Annotated in this window: 19 protein-coding genes; 8 read left to right on the forward strand and 11 right to left on the reverse strand. The window is 70.0% G+C overall.

The genetic code is table 11. The annotated features are described in order from the left end of the window. Window positions 1–173: 173 nt before the first annotated feature. Window positions 174–926, reverse strand: coding sequence for a tyrosine-type recombinase/integrase (locus tag SNA_RS40670; RefSeq protein WP_420823523.1), 753 nt, complete (start codon window positions 924–926; stop codon window positions 174–176). Between the two features lie 122 nt (window positions 927–1,048). On the opposite strand from SNA_RS40670, the gene SNA_RS29655 reads away from it, so the two are divergent. Together SNA_RS29655 and SNA_RS29660 are read left to right on the forward strand one after the other, a co-directional pair. After that, on the forward strand, window positions 1,049–1,987 hold the full coding sequence (locus SNA_RS29655; RefSeq protein ID WP_030065775.1) for a MerR family transcriptional regulator: 939 nt from the start codon (window positions 1,049–1,051) through the stop codon (window positions 1,985–1,987). A 72-nt stretch (window positions 1,988–2,059) separates the two neighbouring features. Then, window positions 2,060–2,974 (forward strand): IS982 family transposase, encoded by a 915-nt coding sequence (locus SNA_RS29660; RefSeq protein WP_030065774.1) that lies wholly within the window; start codon window positions 2,060–2,062, stop codon window positions 2,972–2,974. 29 nt (window positions 2,975–3,003) lie between these two features. Here the strand turns inward: SNA_RS29660 and SNA_RS40675 are convergent, their stop codons facing one another. From SNA_RS40675 to SNA_RS29680, 4 genes are all read right to left on the reverse strand, one after another. Continuing rightward, a complete protein-coding gene (locus SNA_RS40675) occupies window positions 3,004–3,519 on the reverse strand; it encodes a secondary thiamine-phosphate synthase enzyme YjbQ (RefSeq protein ID WP_051877256.1) in 516 nt (171 codons plus the stop codon). Between the two features lie 234 nt (window positions 3,520–3,753). After that, window positions 3,754–4,245: an imine reductase family protein gene (locus tag SNA_RS29670; RefSeq protein WP_157880144.1), complete on the reverse strand. Its 492-nt coding sequence runs from the start codon at window positions 4,243–4,245 to the stop codon at window positions 3,754–3,756. 195 nt (window positions 4,246–4,440) lie between these two features. Next, a complete protein-coding gene (locus SNA_RS29675) occupies window positions 4,441–5,520 on the reverse strand; it encodes a methyltransferase (protein WP_078970294.1) in 1,080 nt (359 codons plus the stop codon). Between the two features lie 90 nt (window positions 5,521–5,610). Continuing rightward, window positions 5,611–6,408 carry a hypothetical protein gene (locus tag SNA_RS29680; protein WP_078970295.1) on the reverse strand — a complete coding sequence of 266 codons (798 nt, stop codon included), beginning with the start codon at window positions 6,406–6,408 and terminating at the stop codon, window positions 5,611–5,613. Between the two features lie 314 nt (window positions 6,409–6,722). On the opposite strand from SNA_RS29680, the gene SNA_RS29685 reads away from it, so the two are divergent. Together SNA_RS29685 and SNA_RS29690 are read left to right on the forward strand one after the other, a co-directional pair. Further along, complete coding sequence (locus SNA_RS29685; protein ID WP_030065769.1) at window positions 6,723–8,156, forward strand: pyridoxal-dependent decarboxylase; 1,434 nt, start codon at window positions 6,723–6,725, stop codon at window positions 8,154–8,156. A gap of 75 nt (window positions 8,157–8,231) precedes the next feature. After that, window positions 8,232–9,548 (forward strand): flavin monoamine oxidase family protein, encoded by a 1,317-nt coding sequence (locus SNA_RS29690; protein ID WP_030065768.1) that lies wholly within the window; start codon window positions 8,232–8,234, stop codon window positions 9,546–9,548. Window positions 9,549–9,611: 63 nt separating this feature from the next. Here SNA_RS29690 and SNA_RS29695 read toward each other — a convergent pair whose 3' ends face one another. Further along, the gene (locus tag SNA_RS29695) at window positions 9,612–10,625 is read right to left on the reverse strand and encodes a class I SAM-dependent methyltransferase (RefSeq protein WP_037789546.1); all 1,014 of its coding nucleotides are present in this window, start codon (window positions 10,623–10,625) and stop codon (window positions 9,612–9,614) included. Between the two features lie 519 nt (window positions 10,626–11,144). On the opposite strand from SNA_RS29695, the gene SNA_RS29700 reads away from it, so the two are divergent. After that, window positions 11,145–12,833 (forward strand): carbamoyltransferase N-terminal domain-containing protein, encoded by a 1,689-nt coding sequence (locus SNA_RS29700; protein ID WP_044367634.1) that lies wholly within the window; start codon window positions 11,145–11,147, stop codon window positions 12,831–12,833. Window positions 12,834–13,068: 235 nt separating this feature from the next. On the opposite strand, the gene SNA_RS29705 is transcribed toward SNA_RS29700, so the two are convergent. The 3 genes from SNA_RS29705 to SNA_RS29715 form a co-directional block, all read right to left on the reverse strand. Further along, entirely contained in the window at window positions 13,069–13,830 is a 762-nt protein-coding gene (locus tag SNA_RS29705) for a DeoR/GlpR family DNA-binding transcription regulator (protein WP_030065766.1), read from the reverse strand. Window positions 13,831–13,988: 158 nt separating this feature from the next. After that, window positions 13,989–14,804: a VOC family protein gene (locus tag SNA_RS29710; RefSeq protein WP_030065765.1), complete on the reverse strand. Its 816-nt coding sequence runs from the start codon at window positions 14,802–14,804 to the stop codon at window positions 13,989–13,991. A 245-nt stretch (window positions 14,805–15,049) separates the two neighbouring features. Then, the gene (locus tag SNA_RS29715) at window positions 15,050–16,183 is read right to left on the reverse strand and encodes an acyl-CoA dehydrogenase family protein (protein WP_030065764.1); all 1,134 of its coding nucleotides are present in this window, start codon (window positions 16,181–16,183) and stop codon (window positions 15,050–15,052) included. 336 nt (window positions 16,184–16,519) lie between these two features. Here SNA_RS29715 and SNA_RS29720 point away from each other — a divergent pair, with 336 nt between their 5' ends. Both SNA_RS29720 and SNA_RS29725 read left to right on the forward strand, forming a co-directional pair. Then, the gene (locus tag SNA_RS29720) at window positions 16,520–18,127 is read left to right on the forward strand and encodes an AMP-binding protein (RefSeq protein ID WP_044367636.1); all 1,608 of its coding nucleotides are present in this window, start codon (window positions 16,520–16,522) and stop codon (window positions 18,125–18,127) included. A 4-nt stretch (window positions 18,128–18,131) separates the two neighbouring features. Beyond that, entirely contained in the window at window positions 18,132–18,977 is an 846-nt protein-coding gene (locus SNA_RS29725) for a PaaX family transcriptional regulator (protein WP_044367638.1), read from the forward strand. Between the two features lie 12 nt (window positions 18,978–18,989). On the opposite strand, the gene SNA_RS29730 is transcribed toward SNA_RS29725, so the two are convergent. Beyond that, window positions 18,990–19,715 carry an HAD family hydrolase gene (locus SNA_RS29730; protein WP_237289569.1) on the reverse strand — a complete coding sequence of 242 codons (726 nt, stop codon included), beginning with the start codon at window positions 19,713–19,715 and terminating at the stop codon, window positions 18,990–18,992. Window positions 19,716–20,204: 489 nt separating this feature from the next. Here SNA_RS29730 and SNA_RS29735 point away from each other — a divergent pair, with 489 nt between their 5' ends. Beyond that, window positions 20,205–20,972, forward strand: a complete 768-nt coding sequence (locus SNA_RS29735) for a TetR/AcrR family transcriptional regulator (RefSeq protein WP_078970296.1) — start codon at window positions 20,205–20,207, stop codon at window positions 20,970–20,972. Here SNA_RS29735 and SNA_RS29740 read toward each other — a convergent pair. Continuing rightward, a complete protein-coding gene (locus tag SNA_RS29740) occupies window positions 20,929–21,948 on the reverse strand; it encodes an MDR family NADP-dependent oxidoreductase (RefSeq protein ID WP_044367640.1) in 1,020 nt (339 codons plus the stop codon). The genes SNA_RS29735 and SNA_RS29740 overlap by 44 nt on opposite strands. Window positions 21,949–22,081 lie beyond the last annotated feature (133 nt).

Raw genomic sequence — 22,081 nt, forward strand, 5'->3', positions numbered from 1 at the left:
GTCCGTCGCGGCAGGTCACGGGGATGCCTGGTCTCTTCCGGGACATCTGAACGGCGGATGCCGCCGCACCCTGTCTGACCTGTGCGAATACGGGCCAGGAGGGGGTGCGGCGGCACCTCTGAACTTCTCTGGGACTTTGCGCCAGGACCGAGCTTCTGCCGGTCGGCTTGCAGCTACGCGAAGACCGCGTCGAGGGCGGCGCCGCCGCGCGCACCGGCGCGGGGCAGGAAGTGTGCATACTTCCGGAGCGTGAAGCCGGGGTCGGAGTGGCCGAGCCACCTGGCCAGGGAGACGACCGACTCGCCGGCCTCCAACTGCTCGGAGGCGTAGAAGTGACGCAGGGCATGATAGCCGTGCTCCCGGGAGGGCTCCCAGGCTCGGGATCCGTCCGGTGCGCTCTCCTCCAGCGCGGCGATCACGCCGGCCTCGGCCAGGGCGGGCTTCCAGACGGAGGAGTTGAAGTAGTTCCGGTTGATCGCCTTGTGCTCGCGGCCCGTCACCAGGAGGTTGTACGTCCTGGGCCGACGGTGCTTGGCTTCTACCGGGGTCTGCGGCGGGCGCGGATCGTCCCACGGCATGGTGACCGGCACGGGTGCGAGGAACTCCACGTGCTGCCGCAGTGCCTTGGCCACGCTTGAGGGCAGGGGCACCTCGCGGACCTTACGCCCCTTGGGAAGCGCGAAGCACAGCTTCGTCCGCACCATCTTGACCTGGCGCCGGACATGGACGATCTCCGCGTCGAAGTCGATGTCCTCCATCGACAGGCCGAACGCCTCTCCCTGTCGCAGGCCGAGGCCGGCGCCAATCTCGACAAGCACGCGGTAGCGGTCCGGGAGAGCTGCGCGTACGGCCAGCACGCGCTCGGGCCGCGAGCGGTGGCACACGTCTGTGCCATCGCTCGCGGGGTGTGTGTAAGGCGAGCCCATCGTCCGGGCTGTCTGTGGAGACCACGTGACGCGTGCCCAGCAACTTGGAGGGTGCCTCGGCCGGGGTCCAGCTGTGGAACAGCCTTGAGTCTCCAGTGACTGGAGACAGCAGAGTAGGGGACATGGACGCGATGACCCTCTACTCGATCGGGGAGCTGGCCCGGCGGACCGGCTTGTCTGTGAGGACCATCCGGTTCTACTCCGATTCGGGGGTGGTCGCGCCGACCACTCGAAGTCCCGCCGGCTATCGGCTCTACGACCTCGACGCACTGCGCCGCCTGGAACTCCTCCGTACCCTGCGTGAGCTGGGTATCGACCTGGCCACGATTCAGCGGGTCATGGACCGGGAGCTCTCGGTGGCGGAAGTCGCGGCTGCGCACGCCGACGCCATCGACGTCCAGATCCGGGCGCTGCAACTGCGTCGGAGTGTTCTGCGAGTCGTGGCCGGCCGCGGTTCCGATCCCGAGGAGACCACGCTTATGCACAGGCTCACGCAGTTGTCCGTCGAGGAGCGACGACGTTTGATCGACGACTTCGTGGAGGGCACATTCGGCACGGTGGACGCCGACCCGGCCGGGGTGGCCATGGTTCGTGCTGCCACTCCCGATCTCCCCGACGACGCGTCCAGCGAGCAGGTCGCCGCCTGGGTGGAGATCGCCGAGTTGGTCAGCGACGACGAGTTCCGGACCCGGATGCGCCGAACGACCTTGTACCAGGTCGCCGGGCATACGCCCGCCATAGAGACCGAGGCCGGCGAGGAACTGATGACCTTTACCCGTCAGCAGGTGACCGAAGCCATGGAGTGCGGCATCGACCCACTCACCGACAGGGCCGCCCCCGTCGTCGACGACCTTGTGGAACGCTTCAGCGAGGTGTTCGCGCACGCTCCTGACAAGGAGTTCCGGTACTGGATGGCCCAGAGGTTCGAAGAAGCGCACGATCCCAAGGTTGACCGGTATTGGCGGCTGGTCTGGATCGTCAACGGCTGGCAGGTAGTACCGAACCTGATCCCGGTGTACTCCTGGCTCATCCAGGCCCTGCGGATCGACCGCGACGTATAGTCACCGCGCTGGGGACAGCCCGGATCAAAGGATCGCCTGCGGACATGACGCGAGGGCGTCCACGGTCAGTGTGTGAAGACAGACCTGGACACCCTCGCCACTGCACTCCATGCCCGGATTGACGACGAGTTGAAGGCTTCCCCGTGGTTGCTCCCCGCCCGGCCGGCCGCCGGGATCGCTCCAACGCTCAGCGACGCTGAACTCCTCACGCTCGCCGTGATGTCTGCCCTGCTGGGCTACACCTCCGAGCGGCGCCGGCTGCGCCGGGCCGGACGGGACTTCCGCCATCTGTTCCCGTATCTGCCCGGCCAGTCCGGCTACAACAAGCGTCTACGGGCCGCGTCGTCGCTGCTCACACACATGATCCGTGCCCTGGCTGCGGACACGAGCCTGTGGAGCGACGACGTCTGGGTCGTCGACTCGACGCCGGTCGGCTGCGGATGCTCCCGTGAGACGGCCAAGCGCTCGGACCTGGCCGGCTGGGCCGAGTACGGCTACTGCGCGTCGCACTCGCGGTACTTCTGGGGCCTGCGGCTGCACCTGGTGTGCACCCTGGGCGGGCTGCCGGTGCTGTTCGCGCTCACCGGCGCGAAGGCCGACGAGCGAGAGACCCTGCGCGACCTGTTCGACACCGCGCCCGACGTCATGGCCGCCCACCCGCGGCAGACGATCATCGGCGACAAGAACTACTACGGCCGCGAATTCGAGGACGACCTCACCGAACGTCACCTCGACCTGCTGCAACCGGCCCGCAAGGGAGCACCCGAGCGGGCCGGAGTGCACCTGTTCAAGCCCTTGCGCCAGGTCATCGAGTCAATCAACCAGACCTTCAAAGGCCAGCTCGACCTGGAGCGACACGGGGGCAAGAGCCCGGCAGGAGTCATCGTCCGGGTCTTGTCCCGCGTCCTTGCCCTGACGGCAGCGATCTGGCACAACGACAAGACCGGGCAGCCCGTCAAACAATCACTGATCGCATACGACTACTGACCGCGACCCCAACCGTTGGACTCATTCATCTAGGCAGTGTGGAGACGGACAAGGAGTTCTCGCGTGCGGGGTCCGTCGTACTCGGCCAGCATGATGGCCTGCCACTGGCCCAAGTAGAGATTGCCGGCGGTGATGGGGATGTGCAGCTCAGGGTGGGTGGCGAGCATGGCGCGGGCGTGGGAGTGGCCGTTGTCGCGTTCGGCGTGCAACAGTCTTTCCGCAGGGGTGCGGTCTTTGTCGTGGGAGTAGTGGTGGTTGTCGCTGTGCGGGGCGATGCGTTCCAGGACCTCGCGCATGTCGGTGTCCAGGCCGGTGTCGCGTTCGTTGATGATCAGGCCGCAGGTGGTGTGGCCGCAGTAGACGTGCAGGGTGCCCTCGGCGACGGCTGATTCGGCGACCAGTTGCTTCAGCTCGCCGGTCAGGTCGGTGATGCCTTCGGGGTCGTCGATGGTGACGCGGAGTCGGGCCGAGACCGCGATCGAGCTGCCCGGGGGCAGGGCGTCGTGTGAGGTGACGTCGATGCGTGTGCCCGAGATGGTCGTCATGGCGCCTCCGGAAGAATGTGAGCTTCCACGGGGATTGTCCGCACCGTGACTGTGGCAGGCCGATGGTGGCCGGGTAACTGTCATTCTGGCCGACCTGGCTGCGGGCGCGGTCCACCGCCGCCTTGGCCGGTGACGACGGCGCTGGATTGGCCCCACGAAGCAGTTCCACCAAGGCATACAGCAGTGAGTGCGAGCGGTGCGGCTCCGGGCGGAGACGCACCGCTCGCGGGTCGGTCACAACTCCTTGGAAGGCTTCTTGAGGAGTTCGATCACGGCCATGAAGTTGCTGTCGCCGTACCCCGCTGAGGTCGCGTCCTCGGCGAGCTTCTTGAGCTGGCCGGGCAGCTCGGAGCTGACGCCCTGCTCCTGGCTGGTGCGGTAGATGTGCTCCAGCGCGGTCAGGTTCATGCGCATCGTGCCGCGGTCGCCGGGGTAATGGCCTTTGCCGATGTCCGGCGCCTCCAGACGGAGGTAGGGCGTGACGACGTTGGGCAGCAACCAGCCGGTCGCGATCTCGGAGAACTTCTCCACTTCGACGTTCGCCGAACCGACCAGGGCGGCGGCGTGCAGGAAGCCCTGGACCGAGGCGTACAACAGGCTGAGCAGTGCGGTGTTGTAGAGCACGGCGAGGCTGGGGTCGGCGCCGAGGTAGCGGGGCCCGCCCATGGTCGCCAGGGTTTTCCGATGGCCCTCGAAGATCGACTGGGAGCCGCTGTAGACGAACACGGAGTCGGGACTGCCGACTGCCTGCGGAGGGACCAGGATGGCCCCGTCGAGGTAGTGGACGCCCTTTTCCTCCGCCGTAACCGGTGCATGATCCTGACTCGCTGAATGCCGATGGGCCACAAAACACCCTCACATCCTGACGGCCTTCGCCGAGACCCCGACGACCGCTGCGGGTATCAACTCACGTATCGCCCTTCAGGCGGGGGCCACCTGCATCAGGCTGACCGGGGCCTGCGGCAGGTGGACCGCATGGAGCCGCAGCCCGGCGCGGGTGTAGAGGTCTTTGAACTCCGCGCGGCTGCGGACCCGGGCGCTGCCCATGCACATCTGGAACAGGTCGACCGTGCGGCCCATGTGGAAGGGGTGCCCTGACGGGCCGGTGTCGGTGCCGTGGTCCACCAGGCAGTCGAGGACCAGGACCCGACCGTGCGGGGGGAGCACGGCCGCCACATTGCGCAGCAGCCGCACCGCGTGCTCGTCGTCCCAGTCCATCAGCACGAACGACAGCAGATAGGTGTCGCCGTCCCCGGGTACGGCCTGGAACATGTCTCCCCCGACCACGGAGCACCGGTCGGCCAGCCCTGCGTCCGCCAGCGCCTGCTGGGCGTCGTCGACGGTGGTCGGCTGGTCGAACAGGGTGCCGCTGATGTGGGAGTTGGCGGTGAGGATGGCTGTCAGCACCTGTCCCAGGCCGCCGCCGATGTCGACGATGCGGTGTACGTCTCGATAGTCGTACGAGAGCGCGGTGGGGATCTGGAGCGCGTTGGCCACCGACACCATTCCGGCATCGAACACCCGCCGCTCCTCGGGCTGTTGGTCCAACCAGTTCCAGTAGTAGTCGGTCCCGAGAACGTTCTTGATGGGGGTGGCGCCAGTGGAGACGGCATGCTGGAGCTGCTCGGAGACCCGCCACATCCACGGCTCGTTCTGGAGCACCGCAAGGTCTCGCATGGACTGGGGGTGGTCGGTGCGGAGGTGCTGCCCCAGCTCGCCGAGGGCGAACAGGCCGGGCGAGACCTGGCTGACGACCCCGACGCCGGTCAGTGATCTCAGCAAACGGCGTAGTCCTTGAGGATCGCAGTCGGTTCGGGCTGCCAGATCGTCCACGGTCAGGTGCTGACCGTCGAATGCGTCCGCGATGCCCAGTCGCGCGAACACGCTCACGGCTTGCCCGATCCAGAACCCCAGGGTGAGTTCCACCAGCCGCACCGCGGCCGGGTCGTGAACCTGTATTCCGCTGTCGTGTGACCGACTTCCGGCATTCGTCGTGGTCATCGGTTCGTCACCGCCTTTCCGACACGCAAGAGATTGCAAAATCAAGCGATATATGCACTTTGACGGGGAGGCTATCGTCGTTGGATATCCTCAAGTGCCGTTCAAGAAGGAACGGACTTCACTGGCCATTTCATCGACGGATTGCGCCATGAACAGCTTGCCCTGGTAAGCGGAGATGTCGTAATCCGATTCGATCATTTCCGGGATGGAGAATTTCTCGACCGGGCAGCGGTCGAGCTTGGCGAGTTCCCCGCTCGATGACAGGAGAGCCGCCCCGTATGCCTTGGTCCGGCCGTCCTCCTGCACGAGTCCCGTCTCCATCGTGAACCAGAAGACCTGGCTGATCGCCTGGAGCTCCTGATTGGAGGTGGCGTTGTTCGTGGCTTCGCCGAAAAGTCGGTAAAGGTCGGCGAACAGCGGGTCGGAGAGCATGACGACATGCCCGACGAGTTCGTGCAGCATGTCGGGTTCCGGGCTGTAGTGGGGCCGGCTGGGGCACCGCAGGTACAGGGCCGTCGAGAAGATGTCGTCGGCGAAGCGCCCGTAGAAGTTCTCGATCGGGATCAGCCCGTCGACCGGGAGCAGCCGGAAGCCCGCGGAGTTGTTGAGGCGCTGCCCGACGTCGTCGATTCTGGCCGTGTGGGTGACGGGCAGCGGCAGCCGGTCCTTGGCCTGGAGATAGCGCGAACTGGCGACGCGGGGGTGTATGGCGTTGAGCTTCGACACCATCGTGCTCCACAGCAGGTCTTCCTCCGCGCGGTAAGCCACCGGATGAGAGTTGAGCCCGCCCGCTCTGCGGATCGCCTCCGATATTTGTTTCCTGCGCCGGGCGCAGGACTTATCAATCCGCTCTCCCGCCTTCAGATGGTGCTCATTCGCGCGAGTCATGACTGTTCACCAACTCCTGGTTCACTGAATTCAGCGCCTTGCGTACGAAGAAATTCCCCTCCCCGGGGCGCCCGTTGAAGGATCTCCTAGCGGGCGACCTGTTGCCTCACCAGGCGGCCATTGGAGTGAACTCCGTCCCCGCAGGCTCCGTCTTCTTGCGTAGTCCTGCTTGACTGGAGTACCGCAGGCATTCACACAGAGATCGCCGGGCGCAATGGCAGGAAAGACGGTCCGGACTCTGGCGGGAGGCGGGCTGAAATTGCGCGCTAAGCCATGTGGATTACGGTGTGGGAGGCAGTGTCGTGTGTGGGCATATGACGCCGGATGAGTTCCGCCGTCACGGCCACCAGGTGATCGACTGGATCGCCGCCTACCAGGAGAAGATCGAGTCGTACCCGGTGCGGTCCCAGGTCGCACCGGGTGAGGTGCTGGACGCGCTGCCGCAGAGCCCACCGGAGACGGGCGAGGGGTTCGAGGGGGTCCTGGCGGACCTGGACCGGGTGCTGATGCCGGGTATCACGCACTGGCAGCATCCTTCGTTCTTCGCATACTTCCCGGCCAACGCCAGCGGCCCGGCGATTCTGGGCGACCTTCTCTCGTCCGGGCTGGGCGTTCAGGGCATGCTGTGGGCGACCAGCCCGGCCTGCACCGAGCTGGAGACCCGGGTGGTCGACTGGCTGGCGCAGCTGCTGGGACTGCCGGAGGCGTTCCGGGGCAACGGCGTCATCCAGGACTCGGCGTCCAGCGCCTCGCTGGTGGCAGTCGTTGCCGCGCTGCACCGAGCGGGCGGGGGGAAGCCGGGGCGGGACGGCATCGAAGCGCGGTACACGATCTACACCAGCTCACACACCCACTCCTCGCTGGAGAAGACCGCACGGATCTGCGGCATCGGCGCGGCTGCCGTGCGGGTGGTGGACGTCGATCCGCAGACCCTGGCGATGGACCCGGCCCGCCTGGAGACGATGATCGCCCAGGACCGCGCGGCCGGTGCCGTTCCGCTGCTGGTGTGCGCGACGGTCGGCACCACCTCCACCACCGCGGTCGACCCGGTGCCCGAGATCGGCGCGGTGTGCCGCCGCAACAGCGCCTGGCTGCACGTGGACGCGGCCTATGCGGGCGTGGCGGCGGTGTGTCCGGAACTGCGGTGGCTCAACGACGGACTGGCTCAATACGCCGACTCCTACGTGACCAACCCGCACAAGTGGATGCTCACCAACTTCGACTGCACCGCGCTGTGGGTGGCCGACCGCGCACCGCTGGTGGGCGCGCTCTCGGTCCTCCCCGAGTACCTGCGCAACCAGGCCACCGCCTCGGGTGAGGTCATCGACTACCGCGACTGGCAGATCCCGCTCGGCCGCCGCTTTCGCGCGCTCAAGCTGTGGTCGGTGATCCGCTGGTACGGGGCGCAGGGGCTGCGAGAACACATCCGCAGCGGTATCGGCCTGGCGCAGCAGCTGGCCGGGTGGATCGAGGCCGACGCGGCATTCCACCTGCACCCCCACCACCCGCTGGGCCTGGTCTGCTTCCGCCCGCTGTGGCCGCAGCTGCCCGACGCCGAGGCGGACGCGGCCACGCTGCGGATCATGCAACGGCTGAACGACTCCGGCGAGCTGTACCTCACCCACACCAAGGCCGGCGGCCGGGTACTGCTGCGCATGGCCATCGGCGCACCGGGCACCGAGCAGCGGCACGTGCGAGGCGCCTGGGACCGGATCGCCGCCGCGGTGCGCACCGAAGCCGCACCGTGACGCCCACGCCCAGCGAGGCGCCCGAGCCGCTTCGCACCGCACGCCGAATCCTCGGCCGACCTTTCAGGAGCACACATGCACGACGTGATCATCATCGGCGGCGGCATCTCCGGCGCCACCGCCGCCCGCGAACTGGGCACAGCAGGGCATCCCGTGGTGCTGCTGGAAGCCCGCGACCGCCTCGGGGGACGGACCTGGACCAGCACCTTCCCCGGCACCGACACACCTGTCGACCTCGGCGGCATGTGGCTGGGCCGCCGTGACACCTTCCGAAACATCTACGCCGAGGCCGCCCGCTACCAACTGCCCGTCGTCCAAAGCCCGAGCACGACCGTCAGCAGCCTGTTCATCGACGGCATTCGCCACACCGACCCGCAGGCACTGCCCCCCGGCTACGGCGCCGAAATCGAAGACGCCATCCGGCGCATGACCGATACCGCCCAGGCCACCGGCCCCCATCTCCACGACCCCGACCGCACCCGTCCCCTCGATGTGTCGATTCGCCAGTACCTGACCACGCTCGGCCTGTCCGCCACAGCGCTCGCCACCCTCAGCCAGCAGGCGTCGGTGCACTACGGTGCCCCCGCCGACGAGATCTCCGCCCTGTACCTTCTCGGTGAGATCGCCACCCGCTACACCCTGTTCGCGCAGCAGACGCTGGCGCTCGATGTCCTCGACAGCTTCCGCGACGGGACGAAGGCCCTCCTGGACGCCCTCATCGCCGATGCCGGCGCCGAGGTTCACCTGTCCTCACCCGTGCGCCGTGTCGCCCAGGCAGCCGACCACGTGGAGGTCATCACCGACGCCGACGAGCGGTTCGTCGCCCGTACCGCGATCGTCGCCACTCCGTTGAACTGCTGGCACGGCATCGACTTCCACCCGGCCCTGCACCCCGCCAAGCAGGCCGTCACCTCCCAAGGGCACGCCGGGCACTTCGCCAAGGTCTGGCTGCTGGCCGAGGGCCTGCCCGATCCGTCCTTCTTCGCTGCGGGAACCCCGGACGGATTCCAGTGGATCCGCACCGAACGGGTCACCGCCCAGGGCAGCCTGCTCACCGGCTTCGGTGACCCCGTGGCCTCCCCCGACCTGTACACCCTGTCCGGAGCACAGAAAGCCCTCGCCGCCTACGCACCAGAGGCCCGAGTCAAGGCCGTACACAGCCACGACTGGAACGAGGACCCGTACTCGCGCGGCACCTGGATCGCCTACCGCCCCGGCTGGATCACCACACACGGGCCCGCCATCAGCGCCCCCGAAGGACGCATCGCCTTCGCCGGCGGCGACACCTCCACCAGCTTCAACGCCCTGTGGATGGACGGAGCCGTCGAAACCGGCATCCGCGCCGCCGCCCACACCCGCACTCTGCTCACAACACCGGGCACCGACCGCTGATTCCGGGCGACGTGCTGTGGGTCGAGCCGCATAGCGGTCTGCTTGCGGGGATCGGCGCGAGCCTCAGCGTGCGCCGGGCTCGGGGCCGTCGCCGAACGGCAGCAGATTGCCCGCGATGCGGGGTACGCAGCGGTCGAGCCCGGCGCCTCGACCGGCGAGGACCTCGAAGCCGGTCGGCCTCAGCCGCAACTCGATCGCCCGCAGCCGGTCGAGGTTCCCCAACGTACGGACCCGCTCCCGCAGGGCCGGTCGGTCGAAGAGGTCCTCCGGGCGTACGAACACCGCACCACCGCGGGCTTCTGCCTCCTCGCCCGCGAGATCGACGAGGCTGATGCCGCCCGGGTGGAAGACCCGGTCCGCGGCCAGCCAGCTCACGGGCAGGTCCGCGAACAACTCGGCCATGTCGGCGAAGCGCATCGGCAGGACCACGGGGTTGAGGTAGGCGTCGGCGTCCGCGACGTCCTGTTCAGCCGCGGTGAGTGCGGTACCGGTCCAGCCGGTGGGGAAGCCGTAGTCCGCGAGCGACAGTTCGAGTCCGAGGTCGCGGATGGTGGCGAGCCCGTCCTCGGGGCTGTTGGGCGGCGTGAGCAGTTGCACGAGCTCCCGGTCCAGCATCCGGCCGAATTCGCCGACCGTGTCGTACAGCCACAGATAGATCAGTCCATCGTCCGCGAGGTGCTCGGCGAGCCACCGCAGTCCGGCCCGCGGCGAGGGGAGATGGTGCAGGACTCCACAGCAGACCACCATGTCGAACCGGCGCCGCAGGCTCAGTTCGGGCATGCTGCCGTGAACGAACTCGACGTTGGTCACCCCGTACCGCTCGGCGGACCGTCGCGCGATCTCAAGGGAGCGGCGGCAGGCGTCCACCCCCGTGAACCGGGCCCGGGGGTAACGCCGGGCGAGCGCCAGCAGGATGGAGCCGGTTCCGCACCCGGCGTCGAGTACCTCCCAGCCCGCCAGCTCAGCGTCCCGCAAAACGAAGGGGAGTTGGTCGGCGATCATGTCCATGAGCGGAGCGTCCTCCGCCGGGGACGGGAAGGGAAAAGCCTCGTAGAGCTGTGCGACGTCGCTCGTCATCTCGGGTGTCACCTTCCTGCTTTCGATTTCCGGAGTGTCGAGAGCCGAAAATATCGGTCACTTTCCGAGGGCCGCCGGAAAGTCTGAGTCGACATTTGAAGCGCCCCTGAAGCGCCTCAAAAGGATCTCAAAAACCCGATGTCCATGTTCGCTACGTTCGGCCATTCGGGTGAAATGGGCGGCTTCGGGATATGAAGTGCGCATTCGCGGGCACACCGCTGTATGCCCGATGCGTGTGCCCCCATTCACCACGGTTACCGCTGGTCAACGCTGCGGAGCGGACCGTGATCCTGTTTGCGGAAAACCCGGGGAATCCGTGAAACCCACCATCGGCGAAGCGTGGTGAAGCATCACCCGCGAATTCTCCGCTGGCGAATCCTGGAAAGCCGTGCCGAGAATCCCCTGGAGGAGATCGGTACGAGGAGAGTCGAGCACGGCTTTGGGTCGTGAGCCGTACGCGGACATCGCCGACACCTATGACCGCTCCGTCGCTCGGGCGACGGAAGAGAGGCTGAAGCAATGCTGATCTGCGGGCTGAAGCTGACACACGACGGCGGGGTCGCCGTCATCGAGGACGGCACGCTGCTGTGCAGCATCGAGATGGAGAAACTGGACGGCAACCCGCGCTACCAGCCGCTGGACCGGCTGGAAGCCGTCGAGGACGTCCTGGCCGGGCAGGGAGTGAGGCTGTCCGACCTCGATGCCGTCGTGGTCGACGGGTGGATGGCGGCGCCGGGTGACCCGACACCCATGCTGCGGGAGCTGACGCACCATGGGCGGCAAGTAGCAGTCAAGGTCGCGCCGTACTCCGAGGCGGACGGCACCGCCGGGCCGGCCCTGCACCGCTACGAGTTCGAGGGCCTGCCGCTGGGAGACCGTGTCGTCCGGTACGCCAGTTACCACCACGTGACGCAGCATCTGCTCGGCGCCTACTGCACCAGCCCGTTCGCCGCCCGCGGCGAATCCGCACTGGGGATCGTCTGGGACGGCGGCACCGTTCCCCGGTTGTACAGGGTGGACACCGCCCCCTTCCGGGTACGGAGCCTGGGGCCCCTCTTCCCCCTCTACGGCAATGCCTTCGCCGACTACTGCGCCCAGTGGGACCCGTTCCGTTCACAGGCGGCGCCGCAACAGGACAAGCAGGACATCTCCAACGCCGCCGTCCCCCGGAACCTCGACGTGGCAGGCAAGGCGATGGCGTATGCCGCCCTGGGACGGGACGAACCGACGCTGTACCGGATGTTCGACAACCAACTGGACTGTATTCCGTTCACGTTCGACACCGGGATCGAGCTGGCCGAGTGGTTCCGCGAGCACCGCGCCGAGGTGCGGCCCGGCGGCTCGGAAGCCGACTTCATCGCGAGCTTCCAGGGCTATGTCGGCACCAGGCTGCTGACCGCGCTGCGCGAGCGCGTGGCGGAGCTCGCTCCCGACGTGCGCAGCCCGAACCTGTGCCTGTCGGGCGGGTGCGCCCTCAACATCAAGTGGAACAGCCTGATCCGGAACAGTGGCCTCTTCCGCGAGGTATGGATTCCGCCGTTCCCGAACGACTCCGGCGCCGCGATCGGCACGGCAGCCGCGGAGATGGTGAGTCAGCAGGGCAGAACCGCCCTGGACTGGGACGTGTTCCGCGGCCCCCGGCTGCTGCCGGTGACCGAGGTGCCCGGGTGGACATGGGAGTCGTGCGACGCCGCCGGGCTCGCCAAGGTGCTCCACGAGACCGCGCAGCCGGTCGTGGTCCTCAACGGGCGGGCCGAGTTGGGGCCCCGCGCGCTCGGCGGCCGCAGCATCCTCGCCCCGGCCAACGATCCCAAGATGAAGGACCGGCTCAACGACCTCAAGGGCCGCGCCAACTACCGTCCGGTCGCCCCGATCTGCAGGGAACACCGGGCACCGGAGATCTTCGCCCCCGGCTGTCCGGACCCGTACATGCTCTTCGACCACGAGGTGCGCCCCGGGTGGCACGACAAGATTCCGGCCGTCGTCCACCTCGACGGCACGGCACGGCTCCAGACCGTCACCGAGCACCACAACCCGCTGCTGGCGGCGGTGCTCACGGAGTACGAGCAGCTCAGCGGCGTACCGGTGCTGTGCAACACCAGCGCCAACGACAAGGGGTGCGGCTTCTTCCCCGATGTGCGCGCAGCGGCGCGCTGGGGCCGCGCGGACCTGCTGTGGTCGGACGGGCGGCTGTACTCCCGGCGGTGACTACGCGCAACGCTGCTTCGGCAAAGCTCGGCATGGGCGCGGATGATCAACGGCCGCTCCACCTCCTGGGAGAAATCCGGGAGGACTGTGGATCATCTCTTCACCGTCGACGGGTGCTCGGCCACTCCTGTCCCAACGACCGCGCTCGCCGCGGAAGGGCTCCTCGAGCGGCAGCACCTTCAGGAGTGGGTGATCGAGCATCCGGCGGTGCTCGGCGAGCGGACGGCGCCAGACGTCAGACCCGGAGGACCCGGGGCCCCAGGAGCGCGTAGCGGTGGGCCTCGGCGGCGGACAGGCCGGTGTCGGTGATGAGGGTTTCGAAGTCCGAGATCTCGGCGAAGCGGCAGAAGCTGCTGGCGCCGAACTTTCCGTGGTGGCCCAGGAAGATGCGCCGCCGGGAGACCTCCAGGGCCTTGGCCTTCACATCGGCGACGGTCGGGTCGGGGGTGGTCAGACCGGACTGCCGCGAGATGCCGTTCGATCCGAGATACGCGAGGTCGATGACGAAGCCCGCGAGCATCGAGCATGCCCAGGAGCCGACGCTCGCGAGGGTGCGGGCGCGCACCCGCCCGCCGAGCAGCAGGACCGTGATGTGGGGGGACTCGGCGACCGCCGTGGCCGTCGGCAGCGATGCGGTCACCACCGTCAGCGGCCGGTCGGTGGGCAGCAGCCCGGCGAGGATCTGGGGCGTGTAGCCCTCGTCGACGAACACGGTCTCGGCGTCGCCGAGCAGCTTCGCGCCCTGCGCGGCGATCCGGCGTTTGTTCTCCACGTGCAGGGTGACCCGCTGTGCAAGGTCCGTCTCGAACCCGGCGCTCTCCACCGGATAGGCGCCGCCGCGGGTACGGCGCACCAGGCCGCGGCGCTCCAGCTCGGCCAGATCACGCCGGATGGTCTCCGCTGCCACCCCGAAGTCGGCGGCGGCGTCGGTGACTTCGAGCCTGCCGTTCCGCCTCGCAAGGGTCAGTAATCGGTGGTGCCGCTCTTGTGGACGCATCCCCGCACCCTCCCCACGCCCCTGCACCTCGCAGGACGGGGGCAAGGTAACAGGCGGGCCGGTAACGGCTTTTGGCGCCGCTCCGCAGACCGCGGGCCGCGGCGGTGGCCCCACGGAGGGCGTCCCTCAGGCCAGGCGGCCCCAAGGCCACCGGTCTCTCACCCGGCGGCCGCCTCCGGCGTCTGCTCCTGGGGCCTGAGCACCACGAACTCCGCGCCCGTCGGGTCGGTGCACACGGCCAGCCGACCGACGCCCTCGGCGGTCTGCGGGCCCATGGACACCGCACCGCCGTGCCGGGTCACCAGGCCGACGGTGGCATCGCAGTCCGCGGTGCCGAACACCGGGTGCCAGTACGGCTTTCCCCCGCTCTCGAAGAAGTCCGGAGGGACGCCCATGATGCCGCCGTGCATCCGCTCCTCGCCGGCGCCCTCGGGGCCTATCAGGGTGTAGGCGCCGCCCCCGCCCGGCAGCGATATCTCCTGGGTGGTCCAGCCGAACAGCGAACGGTAGAAGGCCTGCGCGGCGGCCGAGTCGGTGGTGAAGAGCTCGACCCAGCCGAGGCTGCCGGGGGCGTCCGTCAGCTCCAGTCCCGGGTATCTGCCGGGCTGCCAGATCGCGAACTCCGCACCCTGCGGGTCGGTGAGCTGGGCGAAGCGGCCCTCGGTGGCCCCGACCTCGGCCGGCTGCGTACGGACCGCGCCGCCGGCCTGCTCGGCCACCTTGATCGTGGCGTCCGCATCCGGGGTGTTGAAGTAGATGGTCCAGGCGGGGCGGGCGCCGGCCTCGGTGAGCGGGCCGACCGCGCCGACGACCTTGCCGTCGAGGCGGAAGAGGGTGTATCCGTCCGGCTCCTCGCTGTAGGGCGCGGCCTGCCAGTCGAACACGGCGCGGTAGAAGGCCGCCTCGGACTCGACATCGCGGGCACCCAGATCGAGCCAGCAGGGGGAGCCGGGGACGAAGTCAGTGGTGATCATGGGCCCTTCCCTTCACAGTTCCCGGGTGGCGCCTTTGCGGTACGGTGCCCGGCCGACCGCGTGCCCGGCTTCGTATCGGCTTCGTACGCGGGTGTGCATCGGCTTCGTTCCGGCCTCGGATCCGGCCTGGTTTCCAGACTGACATCCGCCACTGACAATCGCCCGTCGACCGCCGGTCGACCGCCCTTCGACCGCCCGTCGACCGCGGTCCGGGCCGCAGTTCAGCCCGGACTCCGGGTCCGGTTTCAGGCCCTCGTGCGGTACAGCTCCTTGGCGATGAGCGAGCGCTGCACCTCGGTGGCACCCTCGTAGATGCGCGGTGCACGGACCTCCCGGTAGAGGTGTTCGAGCAGGTGGCCGCGGCGCAGGGCGCGGGCGCCGTGGATCTGGACGGCGGTGTCCACTGCGTACTGGGCGGTTTCCGTCGCCAAGAGTTTGGCCATCGCCGAGCGCCGGGCGATACCGGGCGCGCCGGTGTCGTACGCCGAGGCCGCCGCGTACACCAGCAGGCGCGCGGCCTCGATGCGGGTGGCCATCTCGGCGAGCTGATGGCCGACGGACTGGAGGTCCCGCAGCGGACCGCCGAACGCCGTGCGGGTCTGCGCATGCGCCAGCGCGGCGTCCAGCGCGGCCTGGGCCATGCCGACGGCGAAGGCGCCCACGCTGGGGCGGAAGAGGTTCAGGGTGGCCATCGCGACCTGGAACCCGCCGTCGACCTCGCCCAGCACATCCGCCCGCGTGACCGGTACCCCGTCGAAGACCAGGGTGCCGAGCGGATGCGGGCTGAGCATCTCCAGGTGGTCGCCGGTCAGGCCCGGACGGCCGGCGGGGACCAGGAAGGCGGTGACGCCGCGGGCGCCCGGTGCGCCGCCGGTGCGGGCGAAGACGGTGGCGAAGTCGGCCTCGGGGGCGTTGGAGATCCAGCATTTCTCGCCGGTCAGCCGCCAGCCGTCGGGGCCGTCCGGTTCGGCGGCCAGGGACAGGGCCGCGGCGTCCGAGCCCGCACCGGGCTCGCTCAGCGCGAAGGACGCGACGGCCCGCCCGGCGGTCACCTCCGGCAGCCACCGGGCGCGCTGGGCGTCGGTCCCGGACTGCACGACCGGATAGGTGCCCAGCCCCTGGAGGGCGAGCGCGGTCTCGGCCTCCGTGCACTCCTGGGCGAGCGATTCCCGCAGCAGGCACAGGTCCAGGGCCCGCAGCCGTCCGTCGGCGGGGAACAGCCGCCGCAGCAGGCCGAGTTCGCCGAGTGCGGCGACCAACGGGCGGTTGATCCGCCCGGCTTCGCCCCGCTGTGCGAGCGGCCGCAGCCGCTGTGCCGTCAGCTCCCGTAGCTCGGCGCACCATTGCTGTTCGTCCGGTCCCAGCGCAAAGACGGTCACGCGGCGGCTCCCTGGTAGCGGCGGTGGCGGTCCGGCGGCGGTCGGCCGCCGCCGCGGCACACGTGGCCGCCGCGTATCGCGGTCTGTTGACTGCCGTCACGAACACGTTACGCTGACGAAGGATCCGAACGGCAGCCCCCGAACACCCAGCGAGCACCTCCCGTCCCCCGCCGGGGACCGGGCCGCACCCCCGTCCCGAGCACCGCCGCGCACGTGCGAGCACCGCCTCAGCCCTCCGTGACCGGCCGCCGCCAGGTTCCCGCACCAGCTCTGCACGGTCCCCCATTCCTCCTCGGCCGCTCGCCGGCCGCCTCGCCGTCAGGGGGCGCATCCGCCATGGAGCTACGGCCCTCGGCCCACGCCGACACCTTTGCGCGCGACCGGCTGCCGCCCCGCGAGCAGTGGCCGCAGCTGACCGATCTGGGCTATCCCGACCGGCTCAACTGCGGCGCCGAGCTGCTGGACGCCACCATCGGGCGACTGGGCCCCGACCGTCCCGCGGTCCGCGATGCCGGCGGGGTGGTGTGGACCTACGGTCAGCTGCGCGAGCAGGTCGATGCCATCGCCCAGGTGCTGACCGGGCGGCTGGGCGTACTGCCCGGCCACCGCGTGCTGCTGCGCGGTCCGACCACACCGTGGCTGGCCGCCTGCTGGCTGGCGGTGATGAAGACGGGCGCGGTGGCGGTGACGGTCCTGGCCTCGCAGCGTCCCGAGGAGCTGGCCACGATCTGCCGGCTCGCCCAGGTGCGCCAGGCGCTGTGCGACCGGCGCGCGGTGGCCGATCTGGTGCGTGCCGAGGTCCCGGACCTGCGGATCACCACGTACGGCGGGGACGGCGCCGAGGACCTCCAGCGGCTCGCCAAGCCGGGATCCGGGCCGTACGAGGCCGTGGCGACCGCCTCGGACGATGTCGCGCTGATCGCCTTCACCTCGGGCACCACCGGCCGCCCCAAGGGCTGTCTGCACTTCCACCGGGACGTGCTGGCCATCGCCGACACTTTTTCGGCGCAGGTGCTGCGCCCGCGGCCGGACGACGTCTTCGCCGGCAGCCCGCCGCTCGGTTTCACCTTCGGCCTGGGCGGCCTGGTCGTCTTCCCGCTGCGGGCCGGCGCCTCGGCCTTCCTGGCCGACTGGGGCGGCCCCGACCGGCTGCTCGCCGATATCGCCGCCCACCGGATATCGGTCCTGTTCACCGCGCCGACCGCCTACCGCGCGATGCTGGCCCGCCTGCCGGGCCACGACCTGTCCTCGCTGCGCCGCTGTGTGGCGGCCGGCGAGAATCTGCCCGCCGCGACCTGGCAGTCCTGGTACGAGGCGACGGGCCAGCGGATCATCAACGGCCTCGGGGCCACGGAACTGCTGCACATCGTCCTCTCCGCGGCCGACGACGCGATCCGGCCGGGCACCACCGGGCTGCCGGTGCCGGGTTTCGAGGCGCGGGTGGTGGACGCGGACGGGGCGCCGGTGCCGGACGGCGAACCGGGACTGCTGGCCGTACGCGGCCCGACCGGATGCCGCTATCTCGCCGACGCCCGGCAGACGGAGTACGTACGGGGCGGCTGGAACTACACCGGCGACACCTACGTCCGCGAGCCCGACGGCTACTTCCGCTATGTCGCCCGCGCCGACGACATGATCGTCTCGGCCGGCTACAACATCGCCGGCCCGGAGGTGGAGGACGCGCTGTCGGGGCATCCGGATGTGACGGAGGCGGCGGTGGTGGGGCGGCCCGATGCGGAACGCGGGGCGGTGGTCGTGGCGCATGTGGTGCTGCGCGAGGGCGTGGCCGCGGGAGAGGAGACCGTCGCGGCGCTGCGCGCCTTCACCAAGTCCCGGATAGCGCCGTACAAATGCCCGCGCGAGTTCGTCTTCCACACCGCGCTGCCGCGCACCCCCACCGGCAAACTCCAGCGCTTCCGGCTGCGCGCCGGCGATCTACAGTGACCCGGTGATCGACCAGCCAGCGCAGTACACCCCGCGGTCCTTGATCGTCACGTTCTACGGCGCCTACGGACGGGGCGGGCCCGGCGAAGCGAGCGGTATCGCCGGGCCCGTGCCGATCGCCGCCCTGATCCGGCTGCTGGGGGCGGTCGGTGTGGATGCGCCGTCGGTGCGCTCGGCGGTCTCCCGGCTCAAACGCCGCGGGCTGCTCGTCGCGGACCGTACGGCCTCGGGGGCGGCGGCCTACGGCCTGTCCGGCGACGCCCGCCAGCTGCTGGAGGACGGCGACCGGCGGATCTACGGGCGGCCCGCGGCGCGGCTGTCCGACGGCTGGGTGCTGGCCGTCTTCTCCGTCCCCGAGGAGGAGCGGCACAAGCGTCATCTGCTGCGCTCCCGGCTGGCCCGGCTCGGCTTCGGCACCGCCGCGCCGGGCGTCTGGCTGGCGCCCGCGCACCTCTACGAGGAGACCCGGCACACCCTGGAGCGGCTTCAGCTCGCCTCGTACGTCGATCTGTTCACCGGCACCCACACCGGTTTCGAGCCCACCGCGCAGGCGGTCGCCAGGTGGTGGGACCTGGGGGCCGTCGCCGCGCAGCACCGCGCCTTCCTGGACGTCCATGAGCCGGTGCTGCGGCGCTGGTCGCGGCGGCGCGCGGTGGACCCGGCGGCGGCGTACCACGACTACCTGCTGGCGCTGGACGCCTGGCGCCGGCTGCCGTACGCGGATCCCGGGCTGCCCGCTCCCCTCCTGCCCGAGGACTGGCCGGGCGGGCGCGCGGCCGAGGTGTTCGACCGGCTGCACGCCACGCTCCGGTCGGCGGGCGCCCGTTACGCCCGCGAGACGGCGGCCTGAGTCACCGGGGCGTCAGCGGCGGCGCGGCGGCCCGGCCATCGCGGCGGCCGAGCGCGGCCGGGCGGCGGCGATCACCGAGACCACGTCCTTGAAGGAACTGCACATCCGGGTGCCGGCCACCCCGGCCAGTTCGCCGAACTTGCCCACGCCGTAGGTCACCGCCACCGGCTCCATGCGCGCGGTGACCGCCATCCGCATGTCCCCCACGGTGTCGCCCACATAGGCGCTCTCCCAGGCGGCGACCCCCAGCCGGCCGGCCGCGCGCAGCACCATCTCCGGGTGCGGTTTGCCACGCCGGACCATGTCCTGGCCGATGACCGGGCCGACCAGATCGCGGATTCCCATCACGTCGAGCAGCGCCTCGGCGCTGCGGGTGCTCTTGGACGTGGCGACGGCCAGTTCCACGCCGTGGGCGCGCAGTGCGGACAGGCCGGCCGTGACGCCGGGGAAGAGCAACTGCGGGCCCTGACAGAGCACTTCGTAGGAGAACAGCTCGCGGTAGCGGCCTATCGCGGCCTGGACCCGGCCGTCGTCCTCGGGCCGGCCCAGCAGCCTGCCGAAGGCGGCGGACGGGGGTTTGCCGATGGCGGCGGCCGCCTGCCGTGCCGTGACCGCACAGCCCTGTTCCGAAGCAACCTTGACCAGCAGTTTGCTGATCGCGGGGAGGGTGTTGGCCAGTGTCCCGTCGAGATCGAAGACAGCGGCCCTGATCGTCTCGCCGCCGGCGGTCCTCCGCACGCCTCTGACGGGACGTTCGCGGAGTTCCGTTGATACACGCATGGCTGGAGACCTTTCCGGGTTCCGGTGGATGCAGTGGCTCGGGTGACGTACTGGCTCGGCTGTTTCGAACGGCCTGCTGTCGGCGGCGGGTGGGCTGAGGCGGTCTCGCCATGACGCACCGCTGTCCCAGGCGGTGCGTAACAGTCGAGGCGGCTCAACGGAAGGAAATCGTCCCGTTTTTCGCCTCGGCAAGATTTAAAAACCGTCCGCGCTGTTTGTCAATGTGCCCCTGTCACGACTCCAGGGTCGACAGCGCCGCCCCTCAAGCCCCAGACTGTGAGGCATATGGCGCTCCCGGACGGCTCCACCACGGGCCCGCGCCCCAGCGATGGCTTCACGCCGCGGCAGGCAGTTCCGGCCAATTCCGCTCCAGAGATAGAACCGCATGGTCGGTTTTTTTGTACACTACAACCAGCTTGCAGCCGTACTAGAGACGGGACGGACACCGTGCCCACGCAGCATCGCGCCATCCAGAGCCGCCAGGCGCTCATCCGCTCGGCCGCAGAGACTTTCCTGGAGAAGGGAGTGCCCGCCGCGGGCATGGTCGAAGTCAGCCGCCGCGCCCGCCTGAGCAAGGGCGCCCTCTACTTCCACTTCACATCCAAGGACGACCTCACCCTCGCCGTCCACGACAGCGCCCTCGCCGCCCTTCAGGAGGTCGAGAGCACCCTCGCCCGCTCCCCGAAGCCGCTGGTCCCCGCCGTAGGCGACTTCGCCGTCGCGCTCTTCGAGCGGGTCCAGTCCGACGCCGTACTGCGCGCCGGGCTACGGCTGCGCTCGGACACCGTCCCGGGGCTGGACCTGCCCGCCCTGGAGCAGCTCTGGTACGCGCTCTTCCTCGACAAGGCGCGGGCCGGCGGGGCGTACGGCGCGGCCTACGCGGGCGACGCCCCGGGCGCCGCGGGAACCGACCGCGAACCCCACCGCACGGCGCGGCTGCTCACGACGGTCGTGGCCGGGCTGCTGCACCTGGGCGGGGAGGACCGCACCTGGTGGGACAGGACGGCCATCCTCGGGCTGTGGGACGGCCTCGTGGCCGCCCCGGGCGGTGAGGAGCGGGCCCGCGGCCACGTCCCGGCCTCCGAGCCGGGCCCGACGGCCAAGGTCCCGCCGCACCCCGACGTGACGGCCCCGGAGGCCGCGGTCCGGCACGACGGCGCCGACAACGGCCTCACAGCTCGATCAGCACGGATCCGGTGTGACGCCCCTGGATGAGCTCGCACAGACCGCGCGGCGCCTGCTCGATGCCCCGTAGCAGGGTGTACGGGAAGACCAGCGAACCGTCCCGCAGGCCCCGGCCGAATTCCCGGTTCCATTCGTCGATGAGCTCGGGGTGGGCATACCGCCCGAAACCGCGCAGCGTGATCCGGCGCGTGATGATCAGGCCGGCGTCCAGACCGACCGGGGAGGCGATGCCGCCGTCCCCGGCCAGCTGGGTGGACAGCGCACCGACGAGCGCGAAGCGGGCGCCGGGGCGGGCATGGGCGAGCGCCGCGGTGAGCTGTTCGCCGGCCACGGTGTCCAGCAGGACGTCGATGCCGTCGGGCGCCGCCCGGCGCAGCTGGCTCTCCAGGGGGCCGGCGCCGCGCACGACCGTGTCGTCGTAGCCCAGTTCGGCGCGCAGCCGCTGGGCCTTGCGCTCGGAGCTGGTGCTGCCGATGACCCGGCCGGCGCCCAGCCGGCGGGCGATCTGCCCGGCGAGGCTGCCGACGCCGCCCGCCGCGCCGGTGACGAAGACGGTGTCCCCCGGCCGTATCTCCGCCGCCCGGGTCAGGGCGCCCCAGGCGGTGGCGCCCTGCGACAGCGCCGCGGCGGGCGTGGGCAGCACCTCCGGATCGATGCGCTGGAGCGCAGACTCCTCAACCAGGGCGAACTCGCGCCACCCGTAAGGGTGGTGAACCAGCTCCCCCGGAGTGAATCCACCATCGGGCGCCGAGACGACCTCGCCGACCGCGGAACCCCACAGCGCGCGGCCCGGTTCGAACGAGGGCATCGGCAGTGTGACGCCCGTCATCTGGGTCCGCATCGCCGCGGTGACCGCCATCAGACGGGTGCGCACCAGCACCTGGCCGGGCCCTGGCTGCGGCACCGGCACCTCGGCGACGTTGAAGTGATGGAGCGTCAGTTCGCTGTCGACATGGGAGGCCAGGCGCACCTCCCGGTGGGTGGCGGGTATGGCGTGGGGGGGCATCGATCGCTCCTTGGGGGTCGTGGGGCGGCGTCGGATCACTCCGGCGTGCGGCGTCGCGGTCCGATAGCGCACGGCCTGCTTCTTTATCATGCGAAAGGAGTCCGGACGGCACGGGGTGAAGGTTTCTGCCCGG

This window comes from Streptomyces natalensis ATCC 27448 (assembly GCF_000935125.1).
Taxonomy (GTDB): domain Bacteria; phylum Actinomycetota; class Actinomycetes; order Streptomycetales; family Streptomycetaceae; genus Streptomyces; species Streptomyces natalensis.

What these genes read in the sequence shown, in the direction of transcription:
- SNA_RS40670 (WP_420823523.1), bottom strand. Translation starts at nt 926, where the DNA reads ATGGGCTCGCCTTACACACACCCCGCGAGCGATGGCACAGACGTGTGC.
- SNA_RS29655 (WP_030065775.1), top strand. Translation starts at nt 1,049, where the DNA reads ATGGACGCGATGACCCTCTACTCGATCGGGGAGCTGGCCCGGCGGACC.
- SNA_RS40675 (WP_051877256.1), bottom strand. Translation starts at nt 3,519, where the DNA reads ATGACGACCATCTCGGGCACACGCATCGACGTCACCTCACACGACGCC.
- SNA_RS29675 (WP_078970294.1), bottom strand. Translation starts at nt 5,520, where the DNA reads ATGACCACGACGAATGCCGGAAGTCGGTCACACGACAGCGGAATACAG.
- SNA_RS29680 (WP_078970295.1), bottom strand. Translation starts at nt 6,408, where the DNA reads ATGACTCGCGCGAATGAGCACCATCTGAAGGCGGGAGAGCGGATTGAT.
- SNA_RS29685 (WP_030065769.1), top strand. Translation starts at nt 6,723, where the DNA reads ATGACGCCGGATGAGTTCCGCCGTCACGGCCACCAGGTGATCGACTGG.
- SNA_RS29690 (WP_030065768.1), top strand. Translation starts at nt 8,232, where the DNA reads ATGCACGACGTGATCATCATCGGCGGCGGCATCTCCGGCGCCACCGCC.
- SNA_RS29695 (WP_037789546.1), bottom strand. Translation starts at nt 10,625, where the DNA reads ATGACGAGCGACGTCGCACAGCTCTACGAGGCTTTTCCCTTCCCGTCC.
- SNA_RS29700 (WP_044367634.1), top strand. Translation starts at nt 11,145, where the DNA reads ATGCTGATCTGCGGGCTGAAGCTGACACACGACGGCGGGGTCGCCGTC.
- SNA_RS29705 (WP_030065766.1), bottom strand. Translation starts at nt 13,830, where the DNA reads ATGCGTCCACAAGAGCGGCACCACCGATTACTGACCCTTGCGAGGCGG.
- SNA_RS29710 (WP_030065765.1), bottom strand. Translation starts at nt 14,804, where the DNA reads ATGATCACCACTGACTTCGTCCCCGGCTCCCCCTGCTGGCTCGATCTG.
- SNA_RS29720 (WP_044367636.1), top strand. Translation starts at nt 16,520, where the DNA reads ATGGAGCTACGGCCCTCGGCCCACGCCGACACCTTTGCGCGCGACCGG.
- SNA_RS29740 (WP_044367640.1), bottom strand. Translation starts at nt 21,948, where the DNA reads ATGCCCCCCCACGCCATACCCGCCACCCACCGGGAGGTGCGCCTGGCC.